The sequence below is a fragment of the Bacillus sp. B1-WWTP-T-0.5-Post-4 genome (assembly GCF_009183795.1).
Taxonomy (GTDB): Bacteria; Bacillota; Bacilli; order Bacillales; family Bacillaceae_G; genus Bacillus_A; species Bacillus_A cereus.
In genome coordinates, this window is sequence record NZ_WEIJ01000005.1 from 276,708 (window position 1) to 299,857 (window position 23,150).

The window sequence follows — 23,150 nt, forward strand, 5'->3', positions numbered from 1 at the left end:
CATTTTGCATGAATAAGTATTTAAATTATTTATTCATGATTTTCTTATTACGAAAAACATTCTCGCAATAAAAGTTAAAATTCCACTTGTATTTCACTATATAAAATATGGCATAATGATTTAGTTAAATAGAAATGGATAGGGTATTTGAGAGGGGCAGTATAATGAGTTTTGCAATTGAAATAGTAATAAAAGCACCAATGGATATTGTATGTGACTATATAATAGAAGATGAAAAAATAAAAGAATGGAATACGTTTATAATAGAAAATCGCTATCCTTCAAATATGGATAAAGAGAATCCACGTGTAGGAGATAAATATATTACTGTTCAAAAAGTCGGTAAGAAAATATTCGAGGCTGAAGTAGAAATCCTTGAATACGATGCACCGCATATTATTTCACTTGGTAGTGAAATGAAGCAAGGATATTCAGCAATGACTTATATGTTAGAAGAAGATGAGGAAGGTACAGCACTAACATTAATTTCAGAATATGAACCTAGTAATTTTTATTATAAAATGATGTATAAGTTAACAGGCTGGATATCACGAGGTTTAACTATGGAACAAATGGAGCGTCTAGCAGAATGTGTAGAAGCTGCTTATCATAAAGAAGATTAATATTAAAAATATATTAAGGTAAAAGCGTTACTCAATCTCATGAGTAACGCTTTTACTGTTTGAAGATTTTTCATTGAAAATCTCAATAGCTCTTTCATATATTTCTTTATCAACACAAAATCTTTCTGTTATCCAATAATTAAGTTCAGAAGATGTAATGATTTGTTCTCTTTTCTTACCTTGGAAATATTGTTTTAAAACATTATCATTTATAGAAGTCGGAATGCCATCGATATAACCGAAAATCTGAATTTTAGCACTACCATACCCAGATAATATATTTTTATAGATGTAAAATAACACACCTTACTTATTGAAGGTGTGCTATTTATATAACCCGGTCGTATACATCTCCGTTAACGTATACACAATTTCCTCTAAGTTAATCTTTTTGTCATTTTGCGTAATAGTCCAAAGAAACGATTCATTCATCGAGAACCAACCGCGTGCTACAATCTCTTTATTTAAATTAGGTTGTGCTAATCCACTTTCTTGAGAGTAAGTAATATCCTGTTTAATGCTTGTTATAAAACGTTCCCGAATCTCATCCCATTTTTGCCGTATTTCTCTTGATAATCCTATCGCTTCCTCTACAACTTGCAAAATAGCGCGTTCTTCATTTGCTAATTGCAGGAATGCTCTAACTTGATTTTGGATCATTATACGTGCTTCCTCTTTTGTTTGTGGAGAAAAAGAGCGTTCAGCGATATTATAAAAACGATTCATAACATCTTCCATTAAACTAATTAGGAGATCATCTTTGTTTTTGAAGTATACATATGCTGTTCCGTAACCAGTTTCTGCATGTTTAATAATTTGTGTAATTGTCGTTTTTTGAAATCCATTATTTATAAAAATAGTGTAACCAGAGTGTAATAGTTTCTTCTTCGTTTCTAAGGAGCGGTGTTTTCTTGATGAAAGAGTAGAGTTTTTCAAAGAATCACCTCTTTATACTGAAATATCTGAAAATATAACTGTATTGTAAAAGAAGTTCATATATAAAGTCAACTGACATAATATCATTGACGTTGTATCAATTAAGGTGATATATTTCAACTAGTTAGAATAAAAAGAAAATTAAGAGAAGGTGACACCATGTATAAAGAACCATTTCAACCAACTTATGAGTATGCGCTTGAATGTGATAAACATGATGAACTGAAAGATTTTCAAACTGAATTCTATAAAAAAGAAGGTACTATATATTTAGATGGAAACTCATTAGGGCTACTTTCAAAAAGAGCAGAGAAATCATTACTTACGTTGCTAGATTCGTGGAAAGAGTATGGCATTGACGGCTGGACAGAAGGTGAGCACCCGTGGTTTTTCCTTTCAGAGAAATTAGGTAAACTTACAGCCCCTCTTATTGGTGCTTTACCGGAAGAAACTATTGTAACCGGTTCTACAACTACAAATATACACCAAGTTATTGCGACGTTTTACGAACCAAAAGGAATACGTACAAAAATACTTGCGGATGAATTAACTTTCCCATCAGATATTTATGCACTTCAAAGTCAAATTCGTTTAAAAGGATTAGATCCAGAGGAGCATTTAGTAAGAGTGAAAAGCCGAGATGGTAGAACACTTTCTGAAGAAGATATTATCCATGCGATGGAAGATGATATCGCTTTAATTTTATTACCTTCTGTTTTATATAGAAGTGGTCAAATTCTTGATATGAAACGTTTAACAACGGAAGCTCATAAACGCGGCATTCACATTGGATTTGATTTATGCCATTCAATAGGATCTATTCCGCATCATTTCAAAGATTGGGATGTCGATTTTGCTGTTTGGTGCAATTATAAATATTTAAATGCAGGACCGGGTAGTGTTGCAGGCCTTTATGTAAATAGTAAACATTTTAATAGACTGCCAGGATTGTCTGGATGGTTTAGTTCTAGAAAAGATAAACAGTTTGATATGGAGCATACATTAACAGCTGCTGATCATGCAGGTGCTTATCAAATTGGTACACCGCACGTATTAAGTACAGCACCATTAATTGGTTCACTTGAAATTTTCAAAGATGCTGGTATTGAACGTTTACGTGAGAAATCTTTACATATTACGAGATACATGCTGAATTTAATTGGACATGAATTAAAAGATTTCGAATTTACAATTGGAAATCCATTAGAGGATGAAAAACGAGGCGGGCACATTTATTTAGAGCATGCAGAAGCAGCACGTATATGTAAAGCACTAAAAGCAAATGGAGTAATCCCAGATTTTAGAGCGCCAAATGGGGTGAGACTTGCGCCGGTCGCTTTATATAACACATACGAAGAAGTGTGGAAATCTGTACAAATATTAAAGAAAATTATGAAAAATGAAGAGTATAAGCAGTTTGAAAATAAGCGAGAGGTTGTGGCATAAATATGAAAACATCAGAGTGGATTGATATTTCACAACCGCTAAATAATAATATTGCAACGTGGCCAGGAGACACACCGTTCTCGTATGAAGTTTCATGGTCAAAAGAAGAAAGTGGCTCAGTAAATGTCGGAAAGTTAACGATGAGTATTCATACAGGCACTCATATTGATGCACCATTTCATTTTGATAATGATGGAAAGAAAGTATTGGATTTAGATGTTCAAGTTTATGTTGGCCCAGCACGGATTATTGACGTTTCTAATCTTGAAAGCATCGGGAAAAAGGAATTAGAAAGCTTTCATTTAGAAGGTGTAGAACGATTATTATTACGTACATCTTCACATGGAAAAGCTGAAGAATTTCCAGAGGTGATCCCTCATTTACGTGCAGACATAGCGTCGTTTCTTTCAGAGAAAGGTATTCGTTTAATCGGAGTAGATGTACCATCAGTTGATCCGCTAGATGATAAAGAATTAGCAGCGCATCATCAATTATTTAAACATGGAATTCATATTTTAGAAAATGTCGTACTAGATCATGTAGCAGACGGTGATTATGAACTTATTGCATTACCACTTGCATTAACTGATGCAGATGGAAGTCCAGTTCGAGCCGTTATTAGACCAATATAAGTAGAATCATATAAAAGGGGCGTTTGGCTAATATGAGAGAAAATGAAAAAGTAATTATGGAAAAAGGGATTCATACGGATTTTAAAGAGAATATGACGTATGGGGAGTATTTACAATTAGATAGTTTACTATCTTCTCAAAAAAGATTATCGGACCATCATGATGAAATGTTATTTATCGTTATTCACCAAGCAAGTGAGCTTTGGATGAAGCTCATTTTACATGAGCTAAATGCGGCGATTGAATCTATTAAACAAGATAAATTACAACCAGCTTTTAAAATGTTAGCACGTGTATCAAAAATTCAGTCTCAAATTATTCAATCTTGGGATATTCTTGCGACATTAACACCATCAGAATATATTGAGTTTCGTGACTCACTCGGTCAAGCTTCAGGTTTTCAATCGTATCAATATCGTATGATTGAGTATGCACTTGGCTATAAAACGCCACACGCATTAAAAATTTATGAAAAGGATCCAGAATTACATGCACGACTTCATAAAGCGCTACATGCACCAAGTCTATATGATGTCGCGATTCAAGCATTAGTAAAAGAAGGATTCCCTATTCATAAAGATGTGTTAAACCGTGATATTACGCAGCCTTATGAAGAAGATGCAACAGTAGAAGCAGCATGGTTGGAAGTGTATGCGGATGTGAAAAAATATTGGAATTTATATCAGCTTGCTGAAAAATTGATTGATATTGAAGACTGGCTACAACAATGGCGTTTCCGTCATATGAAAACAGTAGAAAGAATTATTGGACATAAAATGGGTACAGGTGGATCCTCCGGTGTTTCTTATTTAAAGCGAGTACTTGATCAACAATTCTTCCCGGAGCTTTGGAATGTTCGTACAAAATTATAAAAATAAACCTGTCAGTTCATTATGGCTGACAGGTTTATTTTTATTTGAGCACAATTATGTTTAAAATGAAGGAACAAGATATAATAAATGGAGTAACTATTTAAATGGAGGTAAAGTTTTTGGATTTCAAGCAACTAGAAAATAAATTCGAAAAGAAAAAAGTGAATACATTTCTTGTTTATCAAAAAGGGGAATTAACAACTGAGTATTATAAAACACCCGAATGTGCAAATAATTTATATAAAATAAATTCGATTACAAAAAGTATCGTATCTTTATTAATTGGTATTGCAATTGATAAGGGCTATATAAATGATATACATACATCAATTACAGAGTGGATTGAAAATGTACCTGGGGAAAAACATGATTTAACGCTATATCACTTATTAACAATGACTACTGGTGAGGGCTGGAAAGAGTTTGGGAATGGAGTAGTATTCCCAAATGACTTTGTAGAATCAGAGAACTGGGTACAGTACATATTAGAGAAGCCAATAATTGAAGAACCTGCTACAAAAATGAATTATAATTCAGGTTCTTCTCATTTACTGAGCTATATTATTCAAGAAGCTACTGGAATGTCGACAGAGCGGTTTGCAAAGAAATATTTATTTGATCCATTAAAAATTAACGAATACGAGTGGCAACAAGATCCGCAGGGTATATATGTAGGTGGCTTCGGTATGAAAATGAAATCTACCGATTTGTTAAAATTAGGAAAATTATGTTTACAAAATGGATATTGGAATGAAAAAGAAATTGTATCAGCGAAATGGTTAGAAGAGTCAAGTAGGGCTCTATTTGAAACATATGAACATGTCGGCGCATATGGGTATCACTGGTGGGTATTACATAACGAAAGATTTCACATACCGTATTGTATATATTTTGCTATGGGATACGGCGGACAATACATCGTTATCATTCCTCAATTAGAAGTAGTAGCTATTATAAGTAGTCATATGCCAAAACGTGGGCTCGTTCCGTTAAAATTATTTATTGAGCATGTACAGGGAAATTCTAATTATATATAAGAAAAGGAGGGAATGTATGAAAGATGAAAAAATTTTATCTTTATTTAGACTATGTTTAAGCCTTCTAGCATTTAGTACAATCATTACGCAATTTATAATACGGGCACAAGTGAAACCGTTCAACCCAGTTAACTTTTTTAGTTTCTTCACTATCGAAAGTAACATTTTAGTTGCATGTATTCTCCTTTTAAGTAGTATCGGAACAGCTACATTTGGTCGCTCAGAACAGTTTGGTATACTTCGTGGTGCAGCAACGGTATACATACTTACGACTGGACTCATTTATTTTTTATTATTAAGAGGGTTAGAAGAATCACTTCAAACGGCAATACCATGGGTAAATACTGTGCTACATTATATCATGCCGATTACAATGCTTTTAGATTGGATTTTAAATCCACCTATTAAGAAAATCACTTGGAAACAAGCTGCAAGTTGGCTTTTATTCCCATTTTTTTACGTTGTATATAGCTTAATACGTGGTCCAATCGTGAATTGGTATCCATATCCGTTTTTAGATCCGAGAATAGGTGGATATGGTAAAGTACTTTTATACAGTATAGGGATAGCAGTTGTAATTGGTGCTATTTGTATATTGGTAAGATTTTTAGGGAATCGAAACTTTAGAAAAGAATTTTAGAAATGCAAGAACCCCCACTGTGTCTGTTTTTAACAGTGGGGGTTTCACTTTATCCAGCTATTTGTCGGGCTGCCCGTAAAAGTCCGATTGGTGAGGGCTGATAATCAGTGGGAGATGAACAAAACCCCCACTGATTAAAGTTTCACTTTATCTACTCGTCTTCTGAAACGACAGCTTTATAAATTTCTCCGTCTTCGTTTCAAATTCTACATCAACAAAAACACCGTATTCTTTTCCGTTCTCACGTAACCACAATTTAAATTTTTCAACAGTTATTTGAACTGTTTTTGGTTTTCTACCTATATGAAGATAGTCAATAATTTCTGCTTTTGGGTATTGTTCTTTCGTCTTTTCTACGGCAAGTTTACCCCATTTGGCATACGGTGGCTGCGCATGAACAATTGATGAGCCTGTATATATATTTGAACATGTTGTTAGGAACAGAATGACGAGTGCGATGTGTTTTAAAGATTTCTTCATGATGAACTCCTTTTATCCTTTTTTTATATTGTTTACATATTTTTTCAACGATATTAGTTTGGATTTTTTTGTCTTCTTTACATAAAAGCGAGGCTTTTACAAAACATAACCAAGAAATCATTTCCGTAATTAAGGAGGGAAAATTATGCGCCAAAAAGCTATTTTTAAAATAGCAGTTTTACTTGCGTTCATAGGACTGTCTTTAATGGTCAGTAGTATACAACTAAAGAATGTAGAAGCTTTTTCTAATCAAGTTATTCAAAGAGGAGCATCTGGCGAAGATGTCATTGAACTGCAATCTCGTTTGAAATATAACGGGTTTTATACGGGAAAAGTGGATGGTGTTTTCGGATGGGGTACATATTGGGCACTTCGGAATTTTCAAGAGAAATTCGGATTACCCGTTGATGGTTTAGCTGGAGCTAAAACGAAGCAAATGCTCGTGAAGGCAACGAAGTATGACAAGTCAACTGCTAATAAAGGGACGACAACAAATAAAGGAAATAGCGGCGGAACTGCACAAGAGAATAAACCACCTCAAAATAAAGGGACAAATGTTCCGAACGGTTATTCTCAAAATGATATTCAGCTTATGGCAAACGCAGTATACGGAGAATCACGTGGTGAACCGTATTTAGGACAAGTTGCAGTAGCTGCTGTTATTTTGAACCGTGTTACAAGTGCATCATTCCCAAATACTGTTTCAGGTGTAATCTTTGAACCTAGAGCATTTACAGCGGTAGCCGATGGACAAATATATTTAACACCAAATGAAACAGCAAAAAAAGCAGTTTTAGATGCGATTAACGGATGGGATCCAACAGGAAATGCTTTATATTATTTCAATCCAGATACTGCGACTAGTAAATGGATTTGGACTCGTCCACAAATTAAAAAAATCGGTAAACATATTTTCTGTAAATAGAGCGGAGGTGGGACAATGTTACGAGGTATTATCATTGTATTATTAACAGTCGGTGTAGTAGGAACAGGCTATTGGGGCTATAAAGAGCACCAAGAGAAAAATGCAGTTTTAATTCGAGCGGAAAATAGCTATCAACGTGCATTCCATGATTTAGCATACGAAGTCGATTTATTACACGATAAAATTGGCACAACACTTGCGATGAATTCACGATCATCTTTATCACCTGCATTAGCGGATGTATGGCGTTTAACATCTGAAGCTCGCTCAGATGTAGGACAACTACCTTTAACATTAATGCCATTTAATAAAACGGAAGAATTTTTAGCGAATATCGGTGATTTCAGTTACCGTGCAGCCATTCGTGATTTAGAAAAAGAGCCGTTAAATGAGCAAGAATATAAAACGCTACAAACTTTATATTCAAATGCAGGAAATATACAAGATGAACTAAGAAAAGTACAACATCTTGTTTTGAAAAATAATTTACGCTGGATGGATGTAGAAATGGCACTTGCATCAAATCGCGATCCAGCAGATAACACAATTATTGATGGATTGAAAACTGTAGAGAAAAACGTAACATCATATTCTTCTACAAACTTCGGACCGACCTTTACAAGTGCGCAAAAAAATAAAAAAGGTGGATTTGAAGCGGAAGGAAAGGCAATTTCTAAAGATGAAGCGGCGAAAATTGCCAAATCGTTTTTGAATTTAAAAGGAAATGAAAAAGTAGATGTTGAGAAAAGCGGAAAAGGTGCGAAAGAATCCTTCTATAGTGTGAAAATTAAAGATGAAGCAACGAACAATGAGTTCTATATGGATATTACCGGAAAAGGCGGATATCCAATTTGGGTTATGAATAACCGCGAAATTAAAGAACAGAAAGTTAGTTTAAACGATGCAGGTAGTAAAGGTTTGAAATTTTTAAAGGACCATAAGTTTAATAATATGGAGCTTTATGATAGCTCTCAATATGATAATGTTGGTGTATTTACGTATGTAGTAAATGAAAATGGAGTACGAATTTATCCAGAAGCAATCCAAATGAAAATTGCTTTAGATGATGGTTCTATCGTTGGGTTCTCCGCAAAAGAATACTTAGCGTCACATCAAAAGCGAACAGTTCCATCGGCAAAGCTAACTGCAGCAGAAGCAAGAAAGAAAATCAATCCGGATGTAAAAGTTATGGAAGAACGTAAAGCTTTAGTAGTCAATGATTTGCATAATGAAGTACTTTGCTATGAATTTGTAGGCACTTTAGGAAAAGATACGTACCAAATATTCATTAATGCTAATAGCGGGGCTGAGGAAAAGGTAAAGAAAATGCAAGCTGTTGAAAAAATTTATGATTAAACCTTAATAGTGAAGTGGTGAAAATAATGAAAACTCTAATATATATATTGATGCTTTGCTTCGTTATAACTGGATGCAGTATTGGAAAAAAAGACAATCCAAACGAAAAGCCGGAACAAAAAAATGTTTCAATGAAAAATGTTAATTATACGAATAAATCAAATAAGCCAAATGAAAAAGCAGCAGATCATTTAGCATCTTTAGCAGCAAGTGTGCCAGGTGTGAATGATGCAACAGCGGTCGTTGTTGGAAAATATGCTATTGTAGGTATTGATGTAAAAGCAAAACTTGATCGAACTCGAGTTGAATCAATTAAGTACTCTGTTGCAGAAAGTTTAAAAAATGACCCTGACGGTGCTAATGCAGTCGTTGTAGCAGATGTTGATACGTATGAACGCCTCAAACAAATCGGAAAGCAAATTAAAAAAGGAAAAACAGGTGAAGGTATACTAGATGAATTAGCCGCTATTGTGGGCCGAGTAATGCCACAAGTTCCAAATGATATGATAGAAAATAGAGAAACGAATCCAATTAAAGATAATGATAAACAATTACCAAAAGATGAAGAACAAGAGTTAAGAAAAGAACAGGATGATCAATCAAATAATCATTTGAATAAATGAAATTAGCCTCGTACTTAATTGTACGAGGTTTTTAAATATAATATTAAATATTCAGTTTATTTTTAAGGGAATATATGGTTTAATTATGATGGGAGGGACAACTGTTATGATGAAAAAAAGCGCATGTATATTGTTTAGTTTATGCTTAGGTTTCAGTATGACAGCGTGTGAACAGAGAAAAGAAGTGAAAAACCAAACAGCAACTTCTTCTACTGTGATGGAAAGGCAACAGAAAGAGTCTATCAATATAAATCATTTCTCGAGTATAAATGAAGGAATGACTTATACAGAAGTGAAAGATTTAATTGGTTTTGAAGGAGATTTACTTATAGAAGAAGGGGTAGAGCATTCTACACAAATTAAACAAATTTTTGCTTGGAAAGGGAACGATCCAAATTCATTTGTTGAAATTACCTTTTTAGATGGAAGAGTGCATTCAAAAGCACAGCAAGGTATAAGTTAATAAGCTAAAAAATGGGAGAGTTTAGCATGAACATACACACAGGGGAAATTCAATTAGCTCCGTATAAGGAGAAATATAAAGAAGTTATACAAACATTTACTTTACCAAGTGAACAAGTTCAGTTTACATCAGATCCAAGCGCATTACTGGAGAAAGCAAAAAGTGATCATACAAAAAATGTGATTGTTATTTTAGATCGCAATGGGGTACCGGTGGGTCTTTTCGCATTGGAAACGGGAGATAGAGTAAAGGAGTTCACAGATAATGAGGATGCTTTACTTTTAACTTCATTTTCTATAAATCACAATAGACAAGGGAAGGGATATGCTAAAAAATCACTGTCACTATTACAAGAGTTTGTAAAACGTTATTTTCCAATAAAAAATGAAGTTGTACTTGCTGTGAATGAAAGAAATATTCCTGCACAAAATTTATATGCAAAAGTTGGTTTCCAAGATAAAGGTTTTAGAAGAATGGGACCAATTGGCCAACAAATAATAATGCATTTACCTATAATGAGATAGAAAACTTACTCTTGAATATTCAAGTAGTAGGTTTTTTTATTTTAACAATATATAATATATGTATATAAAATGAAACAGGAATGAAGGATATAAAAAATGAATCAAGATAGAAAATGGAATATCGTTGGAGGAAGAGTGATTAAAACTGGGATTGCAGTTTTTCTTACAGTGTTAGTTTGTGATTTTTTTAACATCCCAACTTGGAGTTATAAAAATGATTTAAAAGATTATAAACCAAATCATTATCATCACCATTTTTCAAGTGAATCTATTATTTTATTTGAGGTATTATCTATTCATGATATGTTAGAAGAATTAAAACAAATATCCGAGAAATATGAGTGGGAAAACCGATTCAATTGATAAGTTCATTTTACTGTGGGGGGATAATATGACACTTTATATTGCATTACTAAGAGGAATCAATGTCGGTGGCCATAAAGTAATCAAAATGGCTGATTTAAAACGAGTGTTTGAATCAATAGGGTTAAAACAAGTGAAAACATATATACAAAGTGGTAATATTGTGTTCGAATCTGAGGAAGGTATAAACTTTCTAAAGGACCGAATACAATCTGAAATAAAAAAAGAATTTGATTTCGATGTTCCAGTCATGCTAAGAACACATGATGAATTTATAAATATTATTAAACAATGTCCATATGAAGTTCATTCATTGTTAGAAGGAGAAAGTGTTCATATTGCTTTTTTAGCTAATGTACTTTCTGAAGAAGAGAGTAGTCAATTGCTTACATTTAAAAATGAACTTGAAGATTGCTATATAGATGAGAAGGTCGTTTATTTATTTTTCAAAAATAGCATTCGAAATTCTAAATTAATGAACCAGTTTCAGAAGTCACATACACCAGCTACAGTTAGAAATTGGCGGACTGTGAATAAATTAAAAGCAGTTGTAGAGAGTATGTAAATATAAAAAGATGAGGTTTTCTACATGTAGAAAACCTCATCTTTTTACTTATATTGTTTTGCAACTATGAGTTCGACAATAGGATAAATAAAGAATGAAGAGCAAATTGCGATGAACAGAGGGAGGTTTTTTACTCCATCTAAATTAGCCCCCATAGAAAATCCTTCGGAGAAGATTAATAAAAGGAACATTACAACTACAAGCACAAAATACGCAATTTTAAAGCTTTTATATGTAATTTGTTGTCCCATCTCATCTTGACTTTCTTCTGACACACCGTGGGGATCTCCCCAAGTAATGTGATTAATTAAATTACTAAGTATTAACGAAATAGCAAAAATCGTACCACCTAAAATAGAACCTTCAGTTATGTATTTATATGTGCCATGTACTAGTATTGCAATTAATGCTAAAACAATGATTATAAAAATAGTTTTTTTAGTATTCAATAAATAATTGCCCCCTCGATTGTAAAAAACTTTTTACAAATATAAGTATAAAATTGGAAAAGTATCATGTCAAATACTTTTTACACGAAATATGTAAGTATGCAATATTTTGGTTTTATGATAAATAAAAAATTACAATACATTTGAATGTAAAAGAATGGGCTCGCATATATTTGGAAGGGATGTCAGATTAATTTAGGGGGTAGTTATGTCTATACTTTTAAAAGCTGGTGCAGATGCAGGAAACAACGGTTTGAAGTTAATGGTGAAAGGGCAAGACCCTATTTTTATTCCGAGTATTTATTCTTTATATATAGGTGAGCCTACAGGACTCTTAGATGAGGTAGATGTTTCATTATCTGAATTAGAAAACCACATTGATGTGACTATAAGTTCGCCATCGTTAATGCTAAATAATGTACGATACATCGTTGGAGAAAAAGTTATTCAAGATCAATTAAAAGGTACTGAGGTAGAGAAGAAATCGAATAAGTCAACGGATGAGTTAATGGTTATTACAATACTATCAGGTTTGGCGGTAAGCGCTATGCGTCAAAGTCCAACTTCTAGCCATATTAATATTCGTTATGATTTATCTGTCGCTCTTCCTATGCAGCTTATTACACAAGAAATAGCTGCTGAAAATGCAAAACGTTATATGGGAAATCATAAGGTTATTTTCCATTATCCGAACGGACGCGATGTGACAATTAATGTTTCAATTGAGTATTGTAAATGCCTGCCTGAGGGCGCTTCTGGTACGTGGGGCATTGTATACGATGAAGAAGGAAATGTTGTGAAACATAAAATAGAATGTGAGCAAAATCAAGTTTCTGAAATTGATTTTGTAGATAAAACTCTACTCTCTTTTGATATTGGTGCAGGGACGACAGAAGAAGTCGTTTCATTAGGGGTGAATTTCCGTCCGCAACTAAGTAAAGGTTTATCTTATGGTGTAAAAGAGACGTTACTACAAATCATTACGAGATGGAACCGGAAGTATCCAACTAAAACGATTGATAGTATTACAGAATTCAATCAAATTTATTTAAATGATAAGCATCCGAGAAATACCTTATTAGTTGAGGAATCACAGCCAGCGCTATTAGGTTTAGCAGCACGTGTTGCAACAGATATTATAAATAAAATTGATGATATGAAAGACGATCCATACGTGTTTATTTATGGCGGGGGTGCAGTAATTATTAAAAACAGTTTAAAAATGATTTTAAAGCAAAAAGGACGACTCAAAAATGTAATCTTTGTAGATAATCCGTTATTTACAAATGCACGAGGATTATTAGTCTATACTTGTTCGCCAAAATATAGAGAGCATAAGCAAAAAGAGTTAGGATTTACAAACTTAACGATAAGTTAGTTGGTGGAAGTATGCGATCTAGGCGATATAAACGTGGTGATCGAGTAAAAATCAATATTCATAAATCGGTATCACCTGAAATGCTTGCGTGGCTGAATAAACAATCAAATCCAACTAATTTCTTCTTTTTTGCTGCGCAGCAACTATTTAAACAAGTTGGAGATATTGACGTTTCAAAAGCTTTACCAAGCAGCCATGTTTTCTCATTATATGTGGAGCCTTCATCCTTATTAAAAGTCGAAGTAAACCCTTTTAAAAACATGACACTAGACACAAATACATCCACCGAAAATGCAAAAAAAAAATTATGGGAATCTGTTGATCAATTAGATTGTCCATTTTTTTAAACATAGAAAAATATACAAAGTCCCCATCACTATACATACGAATACAGTGATGGGTTTTTGTTTGTAACTAGAAGGGGGCACAATTTGTGCCCCCTTCCATTAGTTATTTATCTAAATTTTAGATGTATGTTTAGAAACAGCGTTAATTATGCTTTCCCAGTCATCTGGATGGTTTTCATGGCCTGCCCCTTTAAGGGTTAATAGTACTGAGTTTGGAATTTCATCAATTAGTGCGAGGCCATGTTCAAATGGTAGTGCTGTATCGTCTGTTCCGTGAATAACTAATGTAGGTGCTTGTATGGATTGAAGTACACCTTCATATGCATCATCACCTTGAAGTAAAGCGTGATTAAACATACTTAATAAATTGTTTGCGCGTTCTATTTCTTGTTTTACTTGTTTATAAACTCTATTTTCATCAAATATTCGTTCTGATCCACATAATAGACGAGATCCTGAAACTAAATACTCTGCCACATCATTTTTATTTGCCCAATCTATACTTGTGCCATTTACATGATGTGTTAAAATCCTTTCATCCATTGGAGGTAAATCGCGAGTATTGTCATCAGATCCTATTACACTAGTCGCTAGTAAAGTCAGCGTCAAAATTCTTTCGGGATGTTTTACAGCAGCAATTTGAGCAATCATACCACCTAATGACATACCAAATAGGTGAGCTTTATTAATATGATAAGCATCTAGTACTCCAATTGCATCTTCAGCCATATCTGTTACTGTATAATTGGAAGTTCTAGGTTCATATGTAACAGAGCGTCCAACATCGCGATTATCAAAGCGAATAACAAATTTTCCTGTGTTCGCCAACTGTTCACAAAATTCTTCATCCCAATATATCATTGAACAAGTAGCTCCCATAATTAATAAAATAGCGGGATCATTAGAGTTACCGAAGCTTTCTGTACATATATCAATACCGTTTATTTTAAATATCTTTTCACTCATAAAGTTAGCCCCATTTCTTTTGAATTTAATTAATAATACAGTTTTGAATAATTCTAAGATGTGTGTAAGATTCTTTTTGAAATTCATCCCGCTATTTGCCGGGCAGTAAGAGCCCGATTGGTGAGGAATGATTAAAGTTTCACTTTATAATGCTTTTTGCATAATTACCCCCAAAAATAAGTATATGGTAATTCAAGGAAAAAATTTTGAGAAATAATTGTATGTTATTAAAATAAACAGCAAGGAGGAGAGAAAATGAAAGCAATCGTTATTGATCGATATGGCAGTGTTGAAGAATTAAAAGAAAGACAAGTTTTAAAACCGGTTGTTAAGAATAACGAAAAAGCTCAACAATAGATAATATCCCATACTATACATTTTCATTTGCGGGTATTATTTATTGTTGGCTAATGTGATATTGCTTCTAACAAATACTTTTTCGTATTGTATCATGTAATTTCTCTAATCCAATTTCCATATCTTTCTCGTTTAACATTGAATAGCTAATTCTTAATTGGTTATCATTTGTTTCGTAGTTTAATAGACAAGCTGTTCCTGGTAAAAAAGAGACATCTACTTCATTTGCTTTTTGTAATAAGGTAAAGGGATCTATCGAATCAGGTAGTGTCACCCATAAATTAAAACCTCCATTTGGTATTTCAAAGTGTAGTTCTTTTAATGGCGATAATATATCAATTGTTAAATCACGTCTCATTTGTAAAGCTGTACGTAATTTTTCTAAATGGTTTTTCATACGTTCTGCACGTAAAAACGGTAGAAGTGCCTTTTGTGTTAATAAAGGACTACCGATATCCATTGAACCTTTTACTGCATATAGCCATTCAAAAATAGGACCATCGGCAATAAGTGCTGCAATACGCAGTCCTGGTGCTAACGTTTTACTAAATCCTTTTATATATATTACGTGGCCATCCTTATCAAAACTTTTGATTGGGGGCGGGATTATAGCATCCTCAAAATATATTTCTCCGAAAGAATCATCTTCAATAATAAAAAATTGATATAGCTCCGATAGTTCTATAAGTTCCATTCTTCGTTCTTTACTCATTACTGTACCTGTCGGATTCTGGAAGGTGGGATTCGTATACAATAAAACGGGATTTTTACTTTGACAAATATCATCAATTAAGTCGGAGCGAACTCCATGATTATCAAGAGAAACGGGAATGATTTGAACACCTTTATTGATGAAAATATCAAGCGCAGCACTGTAACATGGACTTTCTACCAATACAATATCTCCAGGTTTTAATAATGTTTGAGCAATTAAATCAATTCCTTGTTGTGCGCCGCTTGTAATTAATAATTGAGATGGGTCTGTCACTAATTTCTGGTGTTCATGTAAGTAATTTGCTATTTCAACTCGCAATTCATAATCGCCTTGAACTGGCCCATAAGTTGCTAACAACATCGGATTTTTATCCAGCAATTTATGCATTTCATCTGCCAAAAATGGATTTGGTAACAGACGAGGATACAGAATTGCTTGTGAAAAATTATAATATTTACGGTGCTTATTCATTGCATATTGAGAACGCATAACATTAATCGTTTTCGTTTGTTGCCATTTATACGGAATTGGTTTGAAATCTTTCTTTACCCGTTTATATATGTAAGCACCTTTTCCTTGTTCGATGCGTATATACCCTTTCGTTTCTAACTGTTTATACGCTTTACGAACTGTTAATACATTGATTTGTAAATCTGTGGCCATACAACGTAAAGAAGGAAGAGATTCACCATGTGAAAGCATACCACTTTGTATTCTGTCAACAATTTGCATATATATTTGCTTGTAATACGGTATGTTTGTTTCTTTACGCAATACAATTTTCATAGGTTCACCTATTTTTCTTTTTAACTTAATTAAAGCGAAAAATATATAGGGAATCAACTACAACTTGAAGTAACTGTTATATGTACCGATACACTGTTATACACCATAGCCTCTATACTCATTCTAAGAGTAAAAAGGAGGAAGCAAAATGGTCATTTTTAATTACATTTTAGTATGTATTATTTTCGGGACAACATTTTTAACGATAAAAATTGGAATTGAAGCAGGGGCGCCACCGTTGTTTTCAGCAGGAATTCGCTTCTTTTTAGCGGGCATAATCCTTATGATTATTTTTAAATTAAAGCGAAAAGAAATTATGCCACATATATTTTCAAAACGCATTATGTATGCTGGATTTTGTTTAACATTTATGACATTCGCAAGTTTATATTGGTCAGAACAATATATTTCTTCGGGATTAGCTGCTGTTCTTTCTGCTACGGGACCAATGATGATTTTATTAATACAAGCAAAGAGGAATAGGGAGAAATTACAAAAGGAACAACTCGTTGCTTTAGTTATTGCACTAATAGGTGTTATATTTGTTTCTTTACCAGGAATGCATCAACAAGTAAGTTTCATATGGAGTATTGCTTGTATTGTTTTAGTTATAGGGGAGTTATTTTACGGAATAGGCTCTATTCGTTCGAAAGAAATACTGTCAGATTTATCAAATGTATCACCATTTCTTATTAACGGTATTCAAATGTTTTATGGAGGGATTTTACTACTAATCGCATCTATTATTGTAGAACAACCAAATGTAACCGTATTAACTTCATGGAGTGTGCAATGGCCTATTTTATATCTCATATTTATCGGATCGATTGGTGGACACGGATTATATTACTGGCTCTTATCAAAAACAAATCCAGTATTTCCATCGACGTGGTTATATGTATCACCATTAATTGCAATAATTGTGGGATATATCATCTTAGGAGAACCTTTAAATCCTACAATGGGAATGGGGGCTTGTCTTATATTGATTGGTGTATTTTTGGCCAATCGTTCAACACTACGGACTTATTTCAAAAAAGGGCGGTTATTAGAGAAGGAGATGTAGTTTAATAAAGCAACAGCCCTGTATATTACAGGACTGATAAAATCAAAAACACAGTTGAAAAAATAACCAACTGTGTTTTTGATAATTAATTCACTTTTTTAATAAAGCCTTTATAATGACGTTTTACAAGCTGGCTTTCTAACGTCTTCATAGTTTCTAGTGCTACACCGACAATGATAAGTAAGCTTGTACCACCAATTTGAGCAGAAGGTGGTAACGTAGCAATTTTCGTGAATACGAGCGGTAATATAGAAATAGCACCTAAGAAAATTGCACCGATAAATGTTAAACGGTATAGAATTTTAGTTACATATTGTTCAGTTGCTTTACCAGGACGAATACCAGGAACATATCCATTTTGCTTTTTCAAATTCTCAGCCATTTGTTCAGGATTTACTTGAATAAATGCGTAGAAGTATGTGAAAGCAACAATAAGACCGACATAAAGTGTCATTCCAATTGGATGTGCGAAATCAAGATTTGCAACTAACCATTTTGATACGCTTGAATCAGGGAAGAGCTGCGCAATTGTACGCGGCGTCATTAAAAATGCAGAAGCAAAGATAACTGGTATAACACCAGCACTATTTACTTTAAGCGGTAAATGAGTGTTTTTTGCTCCTTGATATTGATTGTTTCCTGAAACAGCTTTTGCATATTGGATCGGTATTTTACGTACAGCTTGTTGAATGTAAATAACACCAACAACTATCGCTAAAATTACGAGTCCAATTAAAACAATTTTTATTATGTGCATAAATAGCTGATCGCCAGCATTTTGGAATTGTTGTAAATAAATTTGATTTGCAACATTTGGAATCGCAGCAACAAGACCTGCGAAGATAATCATCGAAATACCATTACCAACTCCGTTAGCGGTAATTTGTTCGCCTAACCAAAGTAAAAATGCAGTACCTGCAGTTAAAACTGTCGCAATAAATAAGTATGTAGTCCAGCTTTGATCTGTTATTAATTGTCCACCTGCTATATTATTAAAGCCATAAGACATTCCGATGGCCTGTATGAATGCGAGAATGATTGTAAAGTATCGAGTGAATTGAGCTGATTTCTTACGGCCCATTTCTCCTTGCTTTGCCCATTCCGAAAATTTAGGTATAACATCCATTTGTAGTAACTGTACTATGATGGAAGCTGTAATATATGGTGTAATACCTACAGCAAAGATTGAGAAGTGTTGCAATGCTCCTCCGCCAAATACGTTTAACATACCTAGAACGTTAGCTTGATCTTGTACTTTTAATACCTCTGCGTTAGTATGAGGAACTGGAATAAACGTGCCAATTCGAAAAACGATTAACATCGCTAGTGTAAAAAGGATTTTCCTTCTTATCTCAGCTACTCTCATGAAATTTGAAATCGTACGAAACATTATGTCGCCTCCTATATTTTTATCAGTAAAAAACTGATTATTATACCCTATGAAGTAACCACAAACCTCCTTCCGCACTAAATTCATTTGACAAATGGATTTTCATACACTTTGTAGTTTTCACGGATATAAAAATATAAGGTGTTATATAAGCGACCTATACACTTCACGTAATCATTCAATACCCATAATATATCGAATAAATTAACAAATGTACATACATACGCATTAAAAATAAATAAATAGGGTCATTTTTTACATTTATTTAATGATAAATTGATAGGACATTATACTGGTAAATGCGCTTCGTATATTCCTTTAATCAATTAAAATCCTCCACCTTTTAAAAAGAATGTAAAATCAAATAAAAGTATGAAAGTACATACTACTTTAGTAGTAATAGTAATCAATTATATTTCAATTCAAATTCATCTCCCGCTGATTAAAGTTTCACTTTATATGATTAGAGAATTCTTTTTATTTAAGAAGGAATAAATGTTAAAGAAAGCTAATTAAACAGTGTACATATTTATAGGGGAGAAGATATAAATGAAAGTTGTTATAAAAAAATTACCACCATTAGAAGTAGCGTATATAAGACGAACTGGTAGCTACTTTGAACCGCAAGATCACTGGGGAAAGTTACTGAATTGGTCAATTGAAAATAAACTGTATCCACCAGAGCAATCATTTATCGGAATATCATTGGATAATCCTGAACTTGTTGCAAGTCATAAGTGCCGGCATGATGCATGTATTACGATTCCTGAAAACTTCGATAAAGAAAAGTATCATACTGTGCAATTTAAAAGATTAGATGGAGGTACATATGGTCTATGCCAGTTCTATGATGAACCTCATAAATTAAGTGAAGCGTATCAATACATGTATGCAGAGTGGCTACCAAATAGTGAGTATGATGCAGATTATGATAGAGATAATTTAGAGTTTTGCTTAAATAATGTTGCTGAAGATCTAGAAGGAAAGTTAAAGGTTGATTTATTTGTGCCAATTAAAAATATATATAAAACAAATAACTTCATTTGTGGTTTTAAAATGAAATTGGAATAGTAGTGAAAGAAAATCTTTTTTCGAAGATAATATTTCTAGCGTAGAAATTTAGGTATGTAGGCTGCAATGAAAGGAGAATCCACATGGATACAATTGTAAATGACAAGTTTTATGAAACGAGAAATCAATTAGTTGAGGAAATTACTTTGTTGAGTAATGCTCAATTTAATAGGAAACCAGATAAGGATAAATGGAGTATTGCACAAGTTTGTCATCATTTAGTTTTATTAGATGAGAGAGTGATAACAGTTATTTCGTCAGGATTAAAAAAGTTAGATAGTACCCAAAATGAGCGTAAAGAAATTCACACTATTTTATTAGATAGAACGAAAAAGTTTATAGCTCCAGAAATGATTGAACCAAGTATAGAACCATTTGAAGTGCAGCAAATGCTCAATATGCTAAGCAAATCAAGAAAAGAATTGATGCGTTTCCTGAGTACAATAGAAGATGAGTCTGTATTAGCGAAAAAATCAGTGATGCATCCAGCTCTTGGAGAATTGCCCCTTGATCAGTGGATAGAACTGATCTATTTGCATGAACAGCGTCATATATTACAAATCAAAGAGATAAAATTGCTTTGTGAAATTGAAAAGTAAAAATTATTCCCTATTTATTATCGATACGTATTATAAACAGGGGAAAACGGTTGATTCTTATTGATTCAGAAGAAACCAAAAATAGAATGAAATTAGTTGAAAGTAACCAATAAGCTTAAGAAAATATGAAACTATCCGATTTTCTGTATAAGTGTAACCCCCGTCTTAAATGAAGAGCGGGGTTATTTTTTTGAAAGTGTTTTTATTTAGAAGGAGATAAATCAGTAACGAAATTCAAAAAATTAATCATCATAACATATTGTATATGCCCGTTTTAATAAATTGAAATGATGATTTTTATGATGATAAATGATATGTCCTTATTTTGAAAGTACACTTCACACTCTTAAGAAAGGGGTATTCTGTCAGGAAATGATAAAATACAATTCTGTTAGAGGATGTATGCAATTTATTCTCTTTATTTTTGCAACAGAACCACCTTCAAAATTATCTTTTGTAGTTGAAGTTTCCTGAATAATAAGTTACATTTTTAAAGTTCAAGCAACTTTATGAAATTACAAAAAGGGGAGAAATATTATTATTATGCAAAAAATGAAATGGAAGAACTTTGTATGTTACTTTGTAATTCTATTACTGCTTGGAACAGCAGTAATAGTCAAACCACCTATCTCTAAGGCTGAGGAATCTGAAGTTAATATCACATTGTTAGGTACTGCAGATATTCATGGTAGATTTATGCCTTGGGATTATGCGCTTGATGGAGCAAATATGAGTGGAAGTTTGACACAGCTTTATACGGTTATAAAGAAGGTCCGTCAAGAAAATCCAAATACCATATTAGTAGATGCCGGGGATACAATTCAAGGAAACTCAGTAGAATTATTCAACGATAAGCCACAATCGCCAATGATGGTAGCGATGAATACAATGGGATATGACGCCTGGGCATTTGGAAATCATGAATTCAACTTTGGATTAGATACATTGAAAAAAGTTAGTGAGCAATATAAGGGAAAAACGTTAGCAGGAAATATTTATAAGGAAAATGGAGAGCGCTTTCTTCCTGCATATACAATTGTAGAAAAAGGTGGAATTAAAGTTGGGATTATTGGTATGAATACACCAATGATTAGTGATTTTGAAAAAGGGACAGATCACTTAAATGGTTTAGTGGTGAAAAATCCGGTAGAAGAGACGAAAAAGGCAATTAAGGAATTAGAAGGTAAAGTAGATGTAATGGTAGGAGTTATGCATATGGGATTAGAAAATGAGAATGGTATCCCTGGTACTGGTGTTCAAGATATTGCAAATGCTTGTCCGGAACTAAGCGCTATTTTTGCGGCTCACATGCATAAACTTGTAAAAAAAGAAGTTGTAAATGGCGTAATTATTACAGAACCAGATAAATATGGAACACATATTTCACGTATTGACCTTACTTTTACAAAGCAAGATGGGAAGTTGGCTTTAAAAAATAAAACTGCTACCGCTATACCTGTAAAAAATGCTGATGGAACAACAATATTATCTGATCCTACACTTGAAGAAACATTAACACCTTTTCACGAATATGCGAGAGGAGATGCAAATGTTGTAGTCGCTCAATTAAAGGGTAGAAATCTTGTTCCTGAAAATGAAATAAAGGGTATTCCAAGTGTTCAGATTCAAGAAACACCTTTATCAGATTTCTTTCATGAAGTCATGCTCTACTACAGTAAAGCAGATGTAGTAGCCCATCAAATTGATAATGATTATGCCCGTTTAGATATAGGTCCTATTAAGAAAAAAGATATTGCGTACAATTACCAATATGCCTTGGGAGAAATTACAGTATATAAGATTTCTGGAAAAGATTTAAAAGACTATATGGAATGGGCAGCAGGATATTTTAACTCATCTCGTGCCGGAGATGTAACCGTTAGCTTTGATAAAACCCGCCGTGCCTCTAAATACAGTACGAACGATTTCTTTGGAGGCGTAAAATACGAAATTGACTTAACAAAACCATATGGAAGTAGAATTACAAATTTACGCTCTATTCGTACAAACAAACCAATCAAAATGAGCGATGCTATGACGCTGGGAATGAATGCATATAGAATGGAGGCTCTTCAGGCAAAAGGAGGAGCTTTAGAGGGGCGTAAGTTTGAACAAATTTGGTCATCTAAACAAGAGAATGCATTTGGAGAAACAGGTGGGACCATTCGTAACCTTGCTATTACATATTTAAAAGAGGTAAAGAACGGTGTATACACGCCAAAAGTTATGCGTAATTGGAAAATTACTGGTGTAGATTTACATTCTTCAGAGCATAAGGCGGTAGTTGATCTTGTGAATAAAGGGATTTTAGAAATTCCAAAAACAGAAGACGGAAAATACACAAATATAGCATCTATAAATACGAAAGACTCAATTTCAAAAGAAGAGATTATATTACTCTCACAAAAAGCAAATATTAATCCAAATCAGTTTAATCATGTAAAGACAAAAGGTGAATTTTACAAAAAACTTAGTAGGATTACTAAAAAAATATAAATTATAAAATTTCTTATAGTAATTGTTATTTTAATAGCATGAAAC

Annotated in this window: 24 protein-coding genes and 2 pseudogenes; 19 read left to right on the forward strand and 7 right to left on the reverse strand. The window is 33.3% G+C overall.

Features of this window, described 5'->3' with window-relative positions:
- Positions 1–164 precede the first annotated feature (164 nt).
- Complete coding sequence (locus GBN91_RS18090) at positions 165–623, forward strand: SRPBCC family protein (protein WP_000006415.1); 459 nt, start codon at positions 165–167, stop codon at positions 621–623.
- A 27-nt stretch (positions 624–650) separates the two neighbouring features.
- On the opposite strand, the pseudogene GBN91_RS18095 reads toward GBN91_RS18090, so the two are convergent.
- Positions 651–878: pseudogene (locus tag GBN91_RS18095) on the reverse strand (hypothetical protein); the annotation flags it as partial.
- Positions 879–947: 69 nt separating this feature from the next.
- Positions 948–1,559, reverse strand: coding sequence for a TetR/AcrR family transcriptional regulator (locus GBN91_RS18100; RefSeq protein WP_000798542.1), 612 nt, complete (start codon positions 1,557–1,559; stop codon positions 948–950).
- Between the two features lie 159 nt (positions 1,560–1,718).
- Between GBN91_RS18100 and kynU the strand changes: the two genes are divergently transcribed.
- The 5 genes from kynU (at position 1,719) to GBN91_RS18125 (ending at position 6,186) form a co-directional block, all read left to right on the forward strand.
- The gene (gene kynU / locus GBN91_RS18105; protein WP_000276298.1) at positions 1,719–3,005 is read left to right on the forward strand and encodes a kynureninase; all 1,287 of its coding nucleotides are present in this window, start codon (positions 1,719–1,721) and stop codon (positions 3,003–3,005) included.
- Positions 3,006–3,007: 2 nt separating this feature from the next.
- A complete protein-coding gene (gene kynB, locus GBN91_RS18110) occupies positions 3,008–3,637 on the forward strand; it encodes an arylformamidase (protein WP_000858074.1) in 630 nt (209 codons plus the stop codon).
- 32 nt (positions 3,638–3,669) lie between these two features.
- Positions 3,670–4,509 carry a tryptophan 2,3-dioxygenase gene (gene kynA / locus GBN91_RS18115; RefSeq protein ID WP_152121915.1) on the forward strand — a complete coding sequence of 280 codons (840 nt, stop codon included), beginning with the start codon at positions 3,670–3,672 and terminating at the stop codon, positions 4,507–4,509.
- A gap of 119 nt (positions 4,510–4,628) precedes the next feature.
- Positions 4,629–5,546 (forward strand): serine hydrolase domain-containing protein, encoded by a 918-nt coding sequence (locus tag GBN91_RS18120; protein ID WP_000346254.1) that lies wholly within the window; start codon positions 4,629–4,631, stop codon positions 5,544–5,546.
- Between the two features lie 16 nt (positions 5,547–5,562).
- The gene (locus tag GBN91_RS18125; RefSeq protein WP_000650958.1) at positions 5,563–6,186 is read left to right on the forward strand and encodes a Pr6Pr family membrane protein; all 624 of its coding nucleotides are present in this window, start codon (positions 5,563–5,565) and stop codon (positions 6,184–6,186) included.
- Positions 6,187–6,333: 147 nt separating this feature from the next.
- On the opposite strand, the gene GBN91_RS18130 is transcribed toward GBN91_RS18125, so the two are convergent.
- Positions 6,334–6,666 carry a DUF3889 domain-containing protein gene (locus tag GBN91_RS18130; protein ID WP_000749105.1) on the reverse strand — a complete coding sequence of 111 codons (333 nt, stop codon included), beginning with the start codon at positions 6,664–6,666 and terminating at the stop codon, positions 6,334–6,336.
- A 145-nt stretch (positions 6,667–6,811) separates the two neighbouring features.
- Here GBN91_RS18130 and sleB point away from each other — a divergent pair, with 145 nt between their 5' ends.
- The 7 genes and pseudogenes from sleB (at position 6,812) to GBN91_RS18170 (ending at position 11,485) form a co-directional block, all read left to right on the forward strand.
- Entirely contained in the window at positions 6,812–7,591 is a 780-nt protein-coding gene (gene sleB, locus GBN91_RS18140) for a spore cortex-lytic enzyme (RefSeq protein WP_001249053.1), read from the forward strand.
- Between the two features lie 15 nt (positions 7,592–7,606).
- On the forward strand, positions 7,607–8,947 hold the full coding sequence (gene ypeB, locus GBN91_RS18145) for a germination protein YpeB (RefSeq protein WP_000943727.1): 1,341 nt from the start codon (positions 7,607–7,609) through the stop codon (positions 8,945–8,947).
- Positions 8,948–8,973: 26 nt separating this feature from the next.
- Entirely contained in the window at positions 8,974–9,570 is a 597-nt protein-coding gene (locus GBN91_RS18150; protein WP_000854053.1) for a YhcN/YlaJ family sporulation lipoprotein, read from the forward strand.
- 106 nt (positions 9,571–9,676) lie between these two features.
- Positions 9,677–10,033, forward strand: coding sequence for a hypothetical protein (locus GBN91_RS18155; RefSeq protein WP_000976446.1), 357 nt, complete (start codon positions 9,677–9,679; stop codon positions 10,031–10,033).
- 11 nt (positions 10,034–10,044) lie between these two features.
- Positions 10,045–10,557 (forward strand): GNAT family N-acetyltransferase, encoded by a 513-nt coding sequence (locus GBN91_RS18160; RefSeq protein ID WP_002024242.1) that lies wholly within the window; start codon positions 10,045–10,047, stop codon positions 10,555–10,557.
- A 96-nt stretch (positions 10,558–10,653) separates the two neighbouring features.
- Positions 10,654–10,725: pseudogene (locus tag GBN91_RS29480) on the forward strand (hypothetical protein); the annotation flags it as partial.
- Positions 10,726–10,948: 223 nt separating this feature from the next.
- The gene (locus GBN91_RS18170) at positions 10,949–11,485 is read left to right on the forward strand and encodes a DUF1697 domain-containing protein (RefSeq protein ID WP_152121917.1); all 537 of its coding nucleotides are present in this window, start codon (positions 10,949–10,951) and stop codon (positions 11,483–11,485) included.
- A gap of 44 nt (positions 11,486–11,529) precedes the next feature.
- Here GBN91_RS18170 and GBN91_RS18175 read toward each other — a convergent pair whose 3' ends face one another.
- Positions 11,530–11,934 (reverse strand): hypothetical protein, encoded by a 405-nt coding sequence (locus GBN91_RS18175; RefSeq protein ID WP_001093141.1) that lies wholly within the window; start codon positions 11,932–11,934, stop codon positions 11,530–11,532.
- Between the two features lie 208 nt (positions 11,935–12,142).
- Here GBN91_RS18175 and GBN91_RS18180 point away from each other — a divergent pair, with 208 nt between their 5' ends.
- Entirely contained in the window at positions 12,143–13,312 is a 1,170-nt protein-coding gene (locus GBN91_RS18180) for a ParM/StbA family protein (protein WP_000025622.1), read from the forward strand.
- Positions 13,313–13,323: 11 nt separating this feature from the next.
- The gene (locus GBN91_RS18185) at positions 13,324–13,659 is read left to right on the forward strand and encodes a hypothetical protein (RefSeq protein WP_001257760.1); all 336 of its coding nucleotides are present in this window, start codon (positions 13,324–13,326) and stop codon (positions 13,657–13,659) included.
- 111 nt (positions 13,660–13,770) lie between these two features.
- On the opposite strand, the gene mleBCA is transcribed toward GBN91_RS18185, so the two are convergent.
- Both mleBCA and pdxR read right to left on the reverse strand, forming a co-directional pair.
- Positions 13,771–14,625, reverse strand: coding sequence for a BCA family alpha/beta fold macrolide esterase (gene mleBCA / locus GBN91_RS18190; RefSeq protein WP_001290788.1), 855 nt, complete (start codon positions 14,623–14,625; stop codon positions 13,771–13,773).
- Positions 14,626–15,049: 424 nt separating this feature from the next.
- Positions 15,050–16,483 (reverse strand): MocR-like pyridoxine biosynthesis transcription factor PdxR, encoded by a 1,434-nt coding sequence (gene pdxR, locus GBN91_RS18195; RefSeq protein ID WP_006922681.1) that lies wholly within the window; start codon positions 16,481–16,483, stop codon positions 15,050–15,052.
- 148 nt (positions 16,484–16,631) lie between these two features.
- Between pdxR and GBN91_RS18200 the strand changes: the two genes are divergently transcribed.
- Entirely contained in the window at positions 16,632–17,549 is a 918-nt protein-coding gene (locus GBN91_RS18200; protein WP_000234337.1) for a DMT family transporter, read from the forward strand.
- An 85-nt stretch (positions 17,550–17,634) separates the two neighbouring features.
- Here GBN91_RS18200 and secY read toward each other — a convergent pair whose 3' ends face one another.
- A complete protein-coding gene (gene secY / locus GBN91_RS18205) occupies positions 17,635–18,939 on the reverse strand; it encodes a preprotein translocase subunit SecY (RefSeq protein ID WP_000490135.1) in 1,305 nt (434 codons plus the stop codon).
- 549 nt (positions 18,940–19,488) lie between these two features.
- Between secY and GBN91_RS18215 the strand changes: the two genes are divergently transcribed.
- The 3 genes from GBN91_RS18215 (at position 19,489) to GBN91_RS18225 (ending at position 23,105) form a co-directional block, all read left to right on the forward strand.
- Positions 19,489–20,010 carry an AraC family transcriptional regulator gene (locus GBN91_RS18215; RefSeq protein ID WP_152121919.1) on the forward strand — a complete coding sequence of 174 codons (522 nt, stop codon included), beginning with the start codon at positions 19,489–19,491 and terminating at the stop codon, positions 20,008–20,010.
- Positions 20,011–20,093: 83 nt separating this feature from the next.
- A complete protein-coding gene (locus tag GBN91_RS18220; protein ID WP_152121921.1) occupies positions 20,094–20,609 on the forward strand; it encodes a DinB family protein in 516 nt (171 codons plus the stop codon).
- Positions 20,610–21,152: 543 nt separating this feature from the next.
- The gene (locus GBN91_RS18225; protein ID WP_001171052.1) at positions 21,153–23,105 is read left to right on the forward strand and encodes a bifunctional metallophosphatase/5'-nucleotidase; all 1,953 of its coding nucleotides are present in this window, start codon (positions 21,153–21,155) and stop codon (positions 23,103–23,105) included.
- The last annotated feature ends 45 nt before the right edge of the window (positions 23,106–23,150 follow it).

Excerpts from the sequence above, each read along its gene's own strand:
- GBN91_RS18090 (WP_000006415.1), top strand. The coding sequence starts at position 165 with ATGAGTTTTGCAATTGAAATAGTAATAAAAGCACCAATGGATATTGTA.
- kynU (WP_000276298.1), top strand. The coding sequence starts at position 1,719 with ATGTATAAAGAACCATTTCAACCAACTTATGAGTATGCGCTTGAATGT.
- kynB (WP_000858074.1), top strand. The coding sequence starts at position 3,008 with ATGAAAACATCAGAGTGGATTGATATTTCACAACCGCTAAATAATAAT.
- kynA (WP_152121915.1), top strand. The coding sequence starts at position 3,670 with ATGAGAGAAAATGAAAAAGTAATTATGGAAAAAGGGATTCATACGGAT.
- GBN91_RS18125 (WP_000650958.1), top strand. The coding sequence starts at position 5,563 with ATGAAAGATGAAAAAATTTTATCTTTATTTAGACTATGTTTAAGCCTT.
- GBN91_RS18130 (WP_000749105.1), bottom strand. The coding sequence starts at position 6,666 with ATGAAGAAATCTTTAAAACACATCGCACTCGTCATTCTGTTCCTAACA.
- sleB (WP_001249053.1), top strand. The coding sequence starts at position 6,812 with ATGCGCCAAAAAGCTATTTTTAAAATAGCAGTTTTACTTGCGTTCATA.
- ypeB (WP_000943727.1), top strand. The coding sequence starts at position 7,607 with ATGTTACGAGGTATTATCATTGTATTATTAACAGTCGGTGTAGTAGGA.
- GBN91_RS18150 (WP_000854053.1), top strand. The coding sequence starts at position 8,974 with ATGAAAACTCTAATATATATATTGATGCTTTGCTTCGTTATAACTGGA.
- GBN91_RS18155 (WP_000976446.1), top strand. The coding sequence starts at position 9,677 with ATGATGAAAAAAAGCGCATGTATATTGTTTAGTTTATGCTTAGGTTTC.
- GBN91_RS18160 (WP_002024242.1), top strand. The coding sequence starts at position 10,045 with ATGGGAGAGTTTAGCATGAACATACACACAGGGGAAATTCAATTAGCT.
- GBN91_RS18170 (WP_152121917.1), top strand. The coding sequence starts at position 10,949 with ATGACACTTTATATTGCATTACTAAGAGGAATCAATGTCGGTGGCCAT.
- GBN91_RS18180 (WP_000025622.1), top strand. The coding sequence starts at position 12,143 with ATGTCTATACTTTTAAAAGCTGGTGCAGATGCAGGAAACAACGGTTTG.
- GBN91_RS18185 (WP_001257760.1), top strand. The coding sequence starts at position 13,324 with ATGCGATCTAGGCGATATAAACGTGGTGATCGAGTAAAAATCAATATT.
- mleBCA (WP_001290788.1), bottom strand. The coding sequence starts at position 14,625 with ATGAGTGAAAAGATATTTAAAATAAACGGTATTGATATATGTACAGAA.
- pdxR (WP_006922681.1), bottom strand. The coding sequence starts at position 16,483 with ATGAAAATTGTATTGCGTAAAGAAACAAACATACCGTATTACAAGCAA.
- GBN91_RS18200 (WP_000234337.1), top strand. The coding sequence starts at position 16,632 with ATGGTCATTTTTAATTACATTTTAGTATGTATTATTTTCGGGACAACA.
- secY (WP_000490135.1), bottom strand. The coding sequence starts at position 18,939 with ATGTTTCGTACGATTTCAAATTTCATGAGAGTAGCTGAGATAAGAAGG.
- GBN91_RS18215 (WP_152121919.1), top strand. The coding sequence starts at position 19,489 with ATGAAAGTTGTTATAAAAAAATTACCACCATTAGAAGTAGCGTATATA.
- GBN91_RS18220 (WP_152121921.1), top strand. The coding sequence starts at position 20,094 with ATGGATACAATTGTAAATGACAAGTTTTATGAAACGAGAAATCAATTA.
- GBN91_RS18225 (WP_001171052.1), top strand. The coding sequence starts at position 21,153 with ATGCAAAAAATGAAATGGAAGAACTTTGTATGTTACTTTGTAATTCTA.